Below are 11505 nucleotides of genomic sequence, written 5' to 3' on the forward strand. Positions count from 1 at the left end.
GGTTTTCCACAATTCTACCAGATTCAGCAGATACTAGACAGGTTCTCAACATTAACCAATAGCGGGTTTGGGGACGCCGCTTAAACAATAAGGTTAACCGCCCCTTAATAATCTCTATATCGCTATTCATAGCTATTGCCTCCATTATGTCCGCCCACTAGTGAAGCCCGCTTGATAGCGGTGCCTCCCTTTAATAAACTGGTCGCGTAAACTAGTTTGGTGAACCCAAATTGCCGGTGAATTTCATCAATCACTTGGTTTAACCGGCTACGGCGAATTTGGTTGTGCGGGGTTTCAAATAAATTAAGTTGTTGGCCGGAGTTGGCACTTAGTTTACTGCTATAAACGCCAATATTCCGGACAGCTTGACCGTCCCAATTCTGACGAAATAACCACAATAATTGTTGCGTCAAAACTTGATTGTCGTTAGTCGGTTCAATTTTTAAAGCCCCATCTAACCTGCCAAGTCGGCAGGTTAGATGGGGCTTTATTTTGCCGATAAAGTGGTCTTATCAGGCCAGCTCAACGGACTGAAGCTCTTAATCGTCCTGTGTGTCTTGCTGGTCTTCCAGTGTCAGCCTGTCCAAACTAGCTGTCAGGGCTAATTCGAAGCTGTCATCTGCAGAAATTCCCTGATCAATAAACCACCCCGCACCAATGTTGACCACATCGCCGACGATGAGGTCACGTAGCCAACGCGCGGCAATCAGCCGCACCCGTGAGTGCTGAAAAACAGGCCGGATCATACCGCCCAGCAAGTCGCGAAACAAGTCCGTGCCCTGTTGCATATCCGCATTCGCTGTGTCCCGCGGAATGCTGAGTAGATACTGGGTCAGCCGCACGTGGGCCAGCCCTTCCCGCCGCATCGCAACAGCCAGCGCAATGAGGCCCTCCCGACCGCTTAACCCAAACAGTTCTGTTTTTATCTGATCATTCAACTGTCTGGCGACCCAGTCAAAAATCGCAAAACTTAATTCGGTTTGATTTGCGAAATACGGATACAGGGCCTGAGAACGACTTCCAAGCCGTCGTGAAATGGTGGAAAACGTGGGTGTGCCACCCGCTTCAATAATGGCAACGGCAGCCTGAATAATGCGATCTTTTGATAAAATTTGGCGTGACATGTGGATCACCTCGATATTTTTTGCTTGCAATTTACATGTTGTAAACTATAATAACATATTGTAACGTAAAACAAAATTTAATTGTCGTTTGATAGCCACCTTGTTTGTGTCAAGGTGGCTTGCTACGGCACCGAATAGGCCGTACCGACCTATTCGTTTGAAAGGAAGTTCTATCTTGGAGATTGTATCACTCTTACTTATTGGCCTGATTGTCGGGTTTGTCGTCATTTCAATGGGTGGTGGCGGTGCTGCCATTTATTTAGGTGTGTTAACTGCGGTATTTCATCTCGCACCTGCAGCCGCTACCGCTACCTCGCTGGTCACCGCGCTGCCTTCCCTTATTCTAGGCTCATTGGGCTACTATCGGCAACGGGCAATTAATTTCAAACTAGGCAATCAAATGCTGATCGCGGCACTGCCCGCAGTGGTGGTTGGATCATTACTGTCGCCCTATATCCCTGAATCAATCTACACCTGGGTCGTGGGCATTATCTTAGTCTTACTGGGACTTAACATCATGCGCAATAAGCAAACGGGGTCAACTCAGTTGCAGGCGCACGGTCGACTTAAAGCCAGCAGCTTTGGCATCCTAAGCGGGTTGATGGTGGGGGTTGCCGGTCTCAGCGGCGGTGGTCCCATCCTCGCCGGGTTATTGATCCTCGGCCTGAACATGGTCAATGCCGTTGCGACCTCGTCGTACGTGTTGGTCGGGATGACCATCGTTGGCGCAATCTTCCACACCGCTGGCGGACAAGTCGACTGGCACGCTGGCCTCGGCCTCATGATCGGCGCACTGATTGGTGCCGCCATTGCCCCATACGTGATGAGCCGCTTTGTTGGCGGTTCTAAGAATGCTGGGGGTAAACTCAAACCAATAATGGGCATCCTACTGATATTGATGGGCATAAAAACCATTTGGTAACACAAAAACGTCAGTTCAATATTTAGCTGACTGACGTTCATCGCATTTATTATTGACCGTTTGGTTCCTTGTTCAAAACAACATCGTCGTTGCTAACATCCGCAATAACGTCAAACTTCTTGTCATTTTCCAGCGGACCGAGGTTCAAAATCGTATTATCACCATCATGCGCGATACTATTGACCCGGTTGCTGATAAACAACCGAATAATATCAGCATTTGCTGAACAGAATCCGGAGATCAAACAATCCAAATCCGAACTGGATCAAAGTTTAAAGCGTTAGCCAGTTTTTAAAGGTCATGCTATAACATAAACAGAAAAAGGAAGTCCCGCCGAAAACAGGACTTCCCGTGCAAGCCGCTTCAAAGGCGGTGGCCTAGATTACAAAACTACATTGTCGCCCTGTAACCGACCAAAGTTACGCAGGGCGGCTTTTTTATTTGTGGTGCTTGTCGATATTGACCTAATTTTTATTTGCTTTTAGCCAATAGGGTATACCCTAGTGGCCTTTCTTGCTTCTGTGCTATACTAGGAATTACAAATGTTTATTAGAACTGTCCAAAAGGAGGTCTGAAAATGGCTAAAATTGGTTATGCGCGCGTGAGTTCCAAGGAGCAACATTTAGATCGGCAGTTAGCGGCTTTAAAAGACGTTGATAAATTATTTACGGATAAATTAAGTGGGGCTAACACTAATCGGCCAGAACTGCAAAAAATGCTGGCCTATATTCGTGAGGGTGATATTGTCCTGGTCACTGAATTAGATCGCTTAGGCAGAAACAACCATGATTTGACTAAGATCATGAACTCCATTCAAAATAAGGGTGCCACCCTAGATGTGTTGAATTTACCGTCCATGACAGGGATTGCTGACCCCAATTTACGTCAACTCATGACCAACCTCATTATTGAACTTTATAAATACCAAGCTGAAAGTGAACGTAAGCGGATCATCGAACGTCAGCAACAAGGCATTGCCCTGGCTAAACAACAAGGCAAATATCATGGGCGCAAACCCCAATACACCCAAGGCGATCCCCGCTTGCAACATGCTTTTAAGCTTTATCGAGCAGGCATGAGTGACATTGATGTGTCCCAAAATACAGGTATTAAACGGACGACCTTTATTCGATACCGTGTGAAATACGGTATTAAAAGAAAATAGGGCCCCCCTTTTGGTTGGCGCTGGTCCGTGTCAAGTAGACAGGTCAAATAATTAAAGTTCCTATGCAATTTCTTTTACGGCATGATTCCGATATTCCATCGGCGTCATGCCGTTTGGTGTTTCTTGGCGTCGTTCATAGTTATACCAGTGAATGGTGTCTTCAATCTGTTTCATCATCTCAACTTCAGATAAAGCTTGTTCAAATGCAAAGCGTTCGGTTTTCAGATGACTCCAGAAGCTTTCCATCGGGCTGTTATCCCCTGGAGTGCCTGGGCGAGACATACTATGAATAATGCCTTCTCCAGCCAAAAATGTATTGTACTCGCCACCTGTGTACGCCGATCCTTGATCACTATGCATCGTCTTGGGCTTAATGCCATTATTGTTCTTAAGGGCCAATTTGATGGTATCTGTCACTAGTTGTGCAGTCTCAGTTGGCGCGACGCGCCAGGCAATAATGCTATGATCATACAGATCTTTTACGGCACTGAGTCGAAGCTTCTTCTCGTTCTTGATTCCATAGGTTAACTCTGAACAATCGGTGACCATGACTAAATTAGGCCTGACTGGATGGAACGCATGTCCAGCGTCCACAGTGTACAGCTTGTTGGCAAGGAGATACTCTTTCTTCTCGGCTCTGCGATCATGCTTCGCGACGCGAATAAGAGGCCCGTATGTGACCTTTGCGCATAATTCGACGAACACGGCCGTGACTGACATGATACGGCGTTTCGACGTTGATGTAGGTCACGAGTCGCTTAACGCCGAAGATGTAATGATTATTTTCTTCAAGCTCAATAATATATTCGAGAATCGCCTGATTCTCTAATTGATGTATCGTTGGTTTACGATTCAACCACTTGTAATATGCGGCACGCGAAATATCAAGAGCACGGCACGCAGTGCTAATGCCATAAGGCTTGGCCGAATCTGGATTCATTTCTTGTGCGAGTTGTTGAATGGTCTGATATTGCTCGTCTGAGCGGCATTCCTTCTTTCTATTTCCTGAAGTTTTTTTAGAACGGCGGCCTCCGTTGAGACGTATTCAAGTCGCGCCTTAAGGCGTTTGATCTCAAGATCCTTCTTCTCAAGTTCGGTCAGTTGATCATTATTTTCCTTGGATTTACCACGCCGATCGGCAAGTGACGATTCACCACTTCGCTTGAATTTCTTGACCCAGGCATAGACTTGTCCATACGAAACGTCGAAGTGCTTTGTCGCTTCAACGTAATTCAATTCATTGGCGATAGTCCATTGTGCAATCTCGATACGTTCAGCTTGCGTCGTCTTAAGGCCATCCTTCATGGGTGCAGCCCTCCTAGCGGATTTAAGTAATTTACCACCATTATACAGGGAAACCCATTGAACTATGACACCACTATTGGGAATACCGAATTCTCTGGCTAACTTGGGATATGAGGTACTACCTCCAAGATACTTCTGAACGACCTCAAGTTTGAATTCTTGAGAGTAGACTCGATTGGTTCGTTTTCGCTTAAGCCCGTCCACACCATCTGACTCGTAACGTTCTAACCATTGCTGGATTTGTGAATCATGAACACCATACTGTCTATGAATTGAATTAGCAGACTGGCCCTTTTGGACCAGACCAATATAAAAGAGCTTCTCATCTAACGTATATCTAGAACCTTTTCGGCCCATACAAAAACTCCTTTCTAGGAAGACAAGCTTTAATTATTTGCTTGTCTACCCAAGAAGGAGTATAGCCTTAACTGAAAGGGTCCCTATTTTCTTTACTTAATAAGTCTAATTAAATTAGGTAGATTGCAAATTTAATCCGGATTTTTTGACAAATTTGTCAGCATAACCTGATACGGTGTTTGCCAGTCGAGTATTTTAAGCGGTCGCTGGTTAATTTGGAGTAACGTCGTCGTTAAATCTTGAGCACTAATGTGCTCAAAACGAGTCCCTTTAGGATAAAAATAACGTAAATTCCGATTAAAGCGTTCATTACTACCACGTTCAGCTGGAGTATAAGCATGGCAGTAATAGGTCTTAATACCATATTGTGATTCAAGTGATACTAGACCGCTAAACTCAGTGCCACGGTCCACCGTAAAAATATGCACCGGGCAATTAAAAGTTGCTAGAAACTTATTTAGGGCTTCATTAACAGTTACTGCTGTCCGGTTTTTTAATCGGTAGGCCCAAAGGAAACGTGATTTGCGATCGATTAAGGTTAATAAAACTGCCTTACTATGCCCACGGGGGCCAACAATTGTATCTAATTCAAAATCACCGATGCGATTACGTCGATTAACCACGATGGGTCGCTGTTCAATTGACCGTCCTAATGATTGATTATATTTAGAACGTTGGTCAAGGTTACGCCGTTGGCGCACGCCATGTTCAGAAGCTGTCCAAGATCTATGATTTTTGATATACTTCTATGTAAAAAGCGAGTTTAAGCTATGAAAAATTATCCCAGCAATATTACTCGGCAACAATTTGAATTAATTCGACCAGCTTTAGAAAATTTTCGTAAGCGAACTAAGCCTCGAAAATATGACCTCTACGAGGTCTTCTGTGCGGTCCTATATGTCTTGAAAACCGGTTGCCAACGGCGTCAAGTCCCCGGTGATTTCCCAGAATGGCGGTCAGTTTACAACTATTACAAAATTTGGTCAACTAAAGCTGAGCCTACGGCTGATTCTTTATTGGAACAAGTTTTAAAAAAATTGTCATTGCTCGGCGAACTTACCAAGGACGTTCAGCTTTAACTTCCTTTATTATCGTTGACGCTCAGAGCGTCAAAAACACCGCTACTGCTGAAAACAAAGGTTACGACGCTGGTAAGAAAATCTCGGGGATTAAGCGCCATCTGGCAGTTGATATCAATGGCTTTCCGCAGGCCATTCACATGACGCGAGCGAACGTCTCTGATCGAGACGGGGCCAGTGCAATGATCGCTTTACATGCCATGCATTTACGCCAGGTTCAAAATGTCTTAGTTGATGGTGGTTATTCAGGCGTTAATTTTCAGCTCGATGTAGCCAGTAATTTAAACGCAACCGTGCAGGTTGCGAAGCGCAATGAGTTGCATCGATTCGAAGTCATGCCCCAACGTTGGGTAGTCGAACGATCTTTTAGTTGGCTAGAGAATTGTCGGCGACTTTGGAAAAATTGTGAGCGTCAATTAACCACCAGTCTGCAAATGGTCGTTTTAGCGTTTTTAGCACTATTACTTAAGAGATTTTAGACAGCTTCTTACAACTTTTAGTTAATAATATTAGAGAAAAAATTAGGGTAGCTGTCCCACCGAAGGGAGATCATGTTGTCACTCTATGTACTCAACAAAATCTTCAAATTTATTATGTAAAATCGAATGGTATAACTGATAATCGTGTTCGACATGTTACGAAAATTATTACCATCCATTTTTTATTAATAGCTATAATAATTCTAGGCTTTTTCCTTTTAGCCTTGTTTATTCTTAAGTTAAGAATAAATTACTTACAAAGAACACAAGAATTGACAGATATACATGCAAAAAATGCTAGTCGGGGAAAATAACAGATTCCGTTCTTTTCCGTGTTATTATTGAGTCAAATCAATATATAAGGTAGTGATTTTAATGCCCTCTCTTTTCCTGGTTTCACAAAATCAAAGTCATAAATATGAATTTCAGCACAAATTACTTTGGTCTCCTAAATTAAATCGGAAACATGGTAGAAATCCCGGGTATGTAAACATGTCTCATGTCAGAAGAGGAGATATTATTTTTCATGTTTTTAACCAAAAGATTCATGCTGTAAGTGTTGCTAAATATGACGTTTATAGCTCCCCCAAGCCATTAGCATATGATGGAAATATTTGGGACGATGATGGTTGGAGGGTTGATTGTGATATGTATAAACTTGAAATTCCCTTATCTGATCATCGAGAATGGTTAAATGCACATAAGGGTGAAGTCTTTGATAAGAATGGGCGATTAAAGCAACAATATCTTTTTGAACTAAACCAAGAACAAAAAAATTATTTTTGGCATTTGATTCCAAGTAAACTAATGGAATCACTTTTGATTGATAGTACTACATCAACTACAAAAGTTCCAAATTTAAGAGAAGTAGGTAAAAGTTTATCAAAAAAAAGAGTTATCGGTAATAACCAGATATGGATTCATGATCTCATTCAATGATCCTCGGAGGTGATTTTCAATGTTATCCAACCAGCACTTTCAATCGACACCCGCGGTAAACTTCGACTTGCTCGCCTATACGATTGGTAGTTACCACTACAATTGGCATCCGCAAATCGAATTATTTTGGCTCCTGCAAGGCCACGTGGAAGTCAACGTTGACGGCCGCCGGTATGATTTAAAAGCCAACGACTTAATTTTAATCAACACCAACTGCGGTCACGCCACGTTTGCCCTGGATCCAGAATGTCTGGCGCTGCGCTTACATATCGCCCCTGCATTCTACACCAGCCAAGGACTCGACTTGTCACACGGAGCTTTTCACCTAAACAGCGTGACAGCACCGCAACATCGCGACTACCAGACCATCCGGCAAATTCTGGCACAGCTCTATACGGGACTGCATCAATCAAGTTGGTCCGCATTCGAGCTAAACGCGGCCTATTTCCAGCTGACCAACTTGTTACATCATGACTTTTTTGACACTCAGGCAACGATTGCCTATCCACAGCCGAAAAAACAAAGCTCGCTCAGCCGGGTCATCGACAATCTCAATCAGCACTACGATCAGCCCGTCACGCTCGAATCGGCAGCCGCCATCAGTCACTACTCCACGGCCTATTTGTCCCGTATTTTTAAAGCTGAGCTCGGCATCAATTTTTACGAATACCTGACCCGCTGCCGCCTTCAACACGCGATTGCCGACTTGGAGGACCCTAATCTAAAAATTGCAGACGTTGCACCCAAAAATGGGTTCCAGGAGGTCAAGTCATTTAATTTGATGTTCAAACGGCATTTCGGTCAGACGCCTTCGAACTACCGCGAGCACCTCTCAAATGGGCCGCGTTCAGCATTCAAACAACCACTGACGCCCACGCAAACCGCCTGGGTCCAAGCACAAATGACGCACTGGGCGCAACTGGCGACGGTCGATCAACTGAGTGCCTGTGAGAGTTGTGCTTACAAATTACACTTTGAAGAATACCAAGCACTCAAAACTAAGGTCACACAATTAAAAAATCTGCTCAATCAATAATTAATGGCATAACAATTTTTGTGATAATGATTAGTCACACTTGTCGGTCCGAAATATGGATTTATCGCTCAGTACCAGTCTAATTCAGCATTTGCAACTGAATTAGACTGGTACTTTTTTGTCATATCACATACCAGATTTGGTTGATTGCGTGGTTTTTCACAACGCCTCGTGCCGTCGAAGTCATCATCTAGCGGTTAGTCTGCGTGCCCAGGGTTGCCTAAAATGAAGCTGTAAATTGATAGGAGGAAATCAATCATGGATACAATGACTTACGACTATACCGAACCCACACTATCGACCAAGGGGCAGCGAATGCGTGACATCTTGGCCGACTACATTGCCCTCATCAGTCACCGCTTACCCGATGACGTGACGGCCAAACTCGAAGAACTCAGCAAAATTGAAGTCGATCCCTTACAAAAGCTCGTTTACGATACGATGATGGAAAATCAGTTACTCGCCAACAAGCTGCAGCGGCCGAGCTGTCAAGATACTGGGGCCTTACAATTCTTCATCAAATGTGGCGCCCAGTTTCCGTTACTCGGAGAATTGAACCAGATTTTAAAGGATGCCGTTTATCGTGGCACGAAGAAGGCCCCGTTGCGGCACAACGCCGTTCAAACGTTCGACGAATACAATACTGGCATGAACATTGGTGACGGCATCCCGTCGATTTTCTTACGAGTCGACGGCAACGGTACGGACATTTCAATGTACGTTTACATGGCTGGTGGCGGTTGTACCTTGCCTGGCGCTGCCAAAGTGCTGATGCCCGGTGAAGGCTACGAAGGCGTCGTGCGGTTTGTCATGGATCGCATGACAAGCTATGGTATCAACGCTTGTCCACCATTACTCGTCGGCGTCGGCGTGGCAACCTCCGTTGAGACCGCCGCGTTGAATTCCAAACTCGCTTTGATGCGCCGCGTCGATAGTGAGAATCCAAATGCGAACGCCGCTAAGTTGGAACACCTCTTGGAAGACGGCATCAACCACATTGGGCTCGGGCCACAAGGCTTTGGTGGTCAAAAATCGGTCATGGGCGTCAACGTTGAAAATACGGCCCGGCATCCATCAACGATTGGCGTCGCCGTCAGCACTGGTTGCTGGTCCCATCGACGCGGTCTCATTAACTTTGACCAAGATTTGAATTACGAATTACCACTGAACAAAGGAGTCGAATTATCATGAAAACTTATCATTTAACCACGCCCATCTCAGATGACGACATCAAAGACATTCGAATCGGCGACATCGTGTACCTGACCGGCTCACTCACGACCTGCCGGGACGTCGCGCATCGTCGGTTAGTCGAAGAACACCGGCCGTTACCCGTCAACGTTACCGACCGTGCCATTTTACACGCTGGTCCAATCATCAAAGATCTCGGCGACGGCCACTATCAGATGGTTGCGGTCGGCCCAACCACGAGTATGCGAATGGAAAAATTCGAAGAAGCCTTTGTCAAGGAAACTCACGTTAAGTTGATCGTTGGTAAGGGTGGGATGGGCTCGGGGACAGAACGCGCCTGCAAAAAATATCACGCTCTCCATCTGGTTTATCCCGCAGGTAACGCGGTATACGCTGCGCTGCACGTTGAAAAAATCGTTGATGCACAGTGGAAGGACCTCGGCATGCCCGAAACACTCTGGGCGTGTGAAGTCAAAGACTTTGGCCCGCTGATCGTCTCGATCGATACGAACGGTGACAACTTGTTTGAGAAGAACAAAGTCATTTTTAATGAACGCAAGGAAGCCGAAATCAAGAAAATCAACGAACAAGTCAAATTTATCAAATAAGGATTGCGCCCCCGTCACAGTGGCTGTCATCGCCGTGCCGGGGGCGTCACTCAAAGGAGGTTATTTTTCATGATTAAGACAAGACCACCATTTAAGGAAGCAGCGTTAACCGCCTTACGAACCGTCATCGACCCCCGAACTTGGCGTTAACATCGTCGACCTGGGGTTAATTTACGACATTGCTTATGACGCCGACCTTCAACTGTGCACCGTCACGATGACGCTCACCATTATGGGCTGCCCATTGACGGGCTATCTGGACGACCACATCAAGGCAGCACTAAGCGCGTTGAATGATGCTGACCAGGTGCTCATTAATCTTGTCTGGGAACCCGCATGGTCAGTCGCTAAGATGTCACAGGCTGCCAAGCTAGAACTCGGTTTACAATGACATGTCTACTCTGAGGACCGATTGGCTAGTCGAACATTCAGATATGACCAAACTACTGGTAAGTATCTCAATTGTGATTGATATCGCACAGCTTGACCGAGCCAGTTCAGACTAGCGTGCCTCAGCTGAAGTTAATTGAAAGGCGGTTTTACGTATGTCACATTTGAATCCAGTCAACTATCGAAAACTCATTTGGCCGCTCAGTTGTGGCCTGATACTTTGGCTGGCTGCCCCTCTGCGTCCAAGTGATTTGAGTTTGCTCGGATGGCAAATGTTGGCAATCTTTGTCAGTACGATCATCGGGTGTATTACCCAGCCGTTGCCCATCGCTGGGGTGGCAATCATCGGCTTGACCTGTTGTGTGCTATTAGGCGTCACGCCGATTGATACCGCGATTGCAGGATTTGGTGATAGTACGGTCTGGATGATCGCGATGGCCTACTTTTTATCTTGCGGTTTTGTCAAAACGGGTCTGGGTCGGCGAGTCGCGTTAGTGTTCGTCAAATGCTTCGGCAAACGAACACTCGGACTGGCCTACGCACTAATTGGTGTGGACTTAGTCACGAGTCCCGCGACACCGAGTAACACGGCGCGTGCTGGTGGCATCGTCTTTCCGATTATCGAATCGCTAGCCAAAGCGTACGGTTCCGACCCGCAAGAAGGGACCCAGCGCAAAATCGGCGCGTTTCTCATGATGACCGCCTTTCATGGCAACATCGCAACCAGCGGTCTATTCATGACAGCCATGGCGCCCAACCTAGTCGCAGTTGCTTTAGCGGCCGCTCTGCACGTTCATATTACTTGGACTGGCTGGCTGCTGGCCGCCCTGCTGCCCGGTCTCATCAGTCTGATTTGTGTGCCTGCTATCATTTACAAACTTTATCCACCTGAAATCAAAGATACGCCGAA

Annotated in this window: 13 protein-coding genes and 6 pseudogenes; 10 read left to right on the top strand and 9 right to left on the bottom strand. The window is 45.7% G+C overall.

Features of this window, described 5'->3' with window-relative positions; all coding sequences use genetic code 11:
• Nucleotides 1–46: 46 nt before the first annotated feature.
• The 3 genes and pseudogenes from GSM_RS15305 to GSM_RS12950 form a co-directional block, all read right to left on the bottom strand.
• Nucleotides 47–130 (bottom strand): annotated as a pseudogene (locus GSM_RS15305) (acetyl-CoA carboxylase); the annotation flags it as partial.
• A pseudogene (locus tag GSM_RS14805) lies at nt 123–464 on the bottom strand (DinB/UmuC family translesion DNA polymerase); the annotation flags it as partial. The pseudogenes GSM_RS14805 and GSM_RS15305, both read right to left, overlap by 8 nt.
• 75 nt (nt 465–539) lie before the next feature.
• Nucleotides 540–1124, bottom strand: coding sequence for a TetR/AcrR family transcriptional regulator (locus tag GSM_RS12950; RefSeq protein WP_003691587.1), 585 nt, complete (start codon nt 1122–1124; stop codon nt 540–542).
• Between the two features lie 175 nt (nt 1125–1299).
• On the opposite strand from GSM_RS12950, the gene GSM_RS12955 reads away from it, so the two are divergent.
• The gene (locus tag GSM_RS12955; protein ID WP_010078387.1) at nt 1300–2046 is read left to right on the top strand and encodes a sulfite exporter TauE/SafE family protein; all 747 of its coding nucleotides are present in this window, start codon (nt 1300–1302) and stop codon (nt 2044–2046) included.
• A gap of 49 nt (nt 2047–2095) precedes the next feature.
• Here GSM_RS12955 and GSM_RS14390 read toward each other — a convergent pair whose 3' ends face one another.
• Complete coding sequence (locus GSM_RS14390; RefSeq protein ID WP_003691581.1) at nt 2096–2290, bottom strand: hypothetical protein; 195 nt, start codon at nt 2288–2290, stop codon at nt 2096–2098.
• Between GSM_RS14390 and GSM_RS15630 the strand changes: the two are divergent.
• Both GSM_RS15630 and GSM_RS12965 read left to right on the top strand, forming a co-directional pair.
• Nucleotides 2256–2330, top strand: a pseudogene (locus GSM_RS15630) (LtrC-like protein); the annotation flags it as partial. The gene GSM_RS14390 and the pseudogene GSM_RS15630 sit on opposite strands and share 35 nt — an antisense overlap.
• A 293-nt stretch (nt 2331–2623) precedes the next feature.
• Nucleotides 2624–3211: a recombinase family protein gene (locus tag GSM_RS12965; RefSeq protein WP_010078388.1), complete on the top strand. Its 588-nt coding sequence runs from the start codon at nt 2624–2626 to the stop codon at nt 3209–3211.
• 60 nt (nt 3212–3271) lie between these two features.
• Here the strand turns inward: GSM_RS12965 and GSM_RS15635 are convergent, their stop codons facing one another.
• From GSM_RS15635 to GSM_RS14400, 5 genes and pseudogenes are all read right to left on the bottom strand, one after another.
• Nucleotides 3272–3457 (bottom strand): IS3 family transposase, encoded by a 186-nt coding sequence (locus GSM_RS15635; protein ID WP_235720390.1) that lies wholly within the window; start codon nt 3455–3457, stop codon nt 3272–3274.
• Nucleotides 3458–3532: 75 nt separating this feature from the next.
• Nucleotides 3533–3931, bottom strand: a pseudogene (locus tag GSM_RS15640) (DDE-type integrase/transposase/recombinase); the annotation flags it as partial.
• On the bottom strand, nt 3855–4151 hold the full coding sequence (locus GSM_RS15645) for an IS3 family transposase (protein WP_235720389.1): 297 nt from the start codon (nt 4149–4151) through the stop codon (nt 3855–3857). The gene GSM_RS15645 and the pseudogene GSM_RS15640, both read right to left, overlap by 77 nt.
• Entirely contained in the window at nt 4148–4873 is a 726-nt protein-coding gene (locus GSM_RS12975; RefSeq protein ID WP_003688004.1) for a helix-turn-helix domain-containing protein, read from the bottom strand. Before GSM_RS12975 ends, GSM_RS15645 begins: the two co-directional genes overlap by 4 nt.
• A 131-nt stretch (nt 4874–5004) precedes the next feature.
• A pseudogene (locus tag GSM_RS14400) lies at nt 5005–5583 on the bottom strand (IS30 family transposase); the annotation flags it as partial.
• A gap of 60 nt (nt 5584–5643) precedes the next feature.
• On the opposite strand from GSM_RS14400, the gene GSM_RS12990 reads away from it, so the two are divergent.
• From GSM_RS12990 to GSM_RS13020, 7 genes and pseudogenes are all read left to right on the top strand, one after another.
• Nucleotides 5644–6431 (top strand): IS5 family transposase gene (locus GSM_RS12990; protein WP_152134803.1). Its coding sequence is split into 2 segments (ribosomal slippage): nt 5644–5902 and nt 5902–6431, totalling 789 coding nucleotides; the frame shifts between segments, so codons are not numbered across the junction.
• Between the two features lie 375 nt (nt 6432–6806).
• Nucleotides 6807–7370, top strand: coding sequence for a hypothetical protein (locus GSM_RS12995; RefSeq protein WP_003690997.1), 564 nt, complete (start codon nt 6807–6809; stop codon nt 7368–7370).
• Between the two features lie 19 nt (nt 7371–7389).
• Nucleotides 7390–8406: a helix-turn-helix transcriptional regulator gene (locus tag GSM_RS13000; RefSeq protein ID WP_010078390.1), complete on the top strand. Its 1017-nt coding sequence runs from the start codon at nt 7390–7392 to the stop codon at nt 8404–8406.
• A gap of 258 nt (nt 8407–8664) precedes the next feature.
• Complete coding sequence (gene ttdA / locus GSM_RS13005; RefSeq protein WP_003690999.1) at nt 8665–9597, top strand: L(+)-tartrate dehydratase subunit alpha; 933 nt, start codon at nt 8665–8667, stop codon at nt 9595–9597.
• Nucleotides 9594–10205: a L(+)-tartrate dehydratase subunit beta gene (gene ttdB / locus GSM_RS13010; RefSeq protein ID WP_010078391.1), complete on the top strand. Its 612-nt coding sequence runs from the start codon at nt 9594–9596 to the stop codon at nt 10203–10205. The genes ttdA and ttdB overlap by 4 nt, the downstream gene beginning before the upstream one ends.
• Before the next feature lie 69 nt (nt 10206–10274).
• A pseudogene (locus GSM_RS15240) lies at nt 10275–10596 on the top strand (metal-sulfur cluster assembly factor).
• A 154-nt stretch (nt 10597–10750) separates the two neighbouring features.
• A partial coding sequence (locus GSM_RS13020; protein ID WP_010078392.1) for a DASS family sodium-coupled anion symporter occupies nt 10751–11505 on the top strand: 755 nt, incomplete at its 3' end.

Source organism: Liquorilactobacillus mali KCTC 3596 = DSM 20444 (assembly GCF_000260415.1).
Classification (GTDB): domain Bacteria; phylum Bacillota; class Bacilli; order Lactobacillales; family Lactobacillaceae; genus Liquorilactobacillus; species Liquorilactobacillus mali.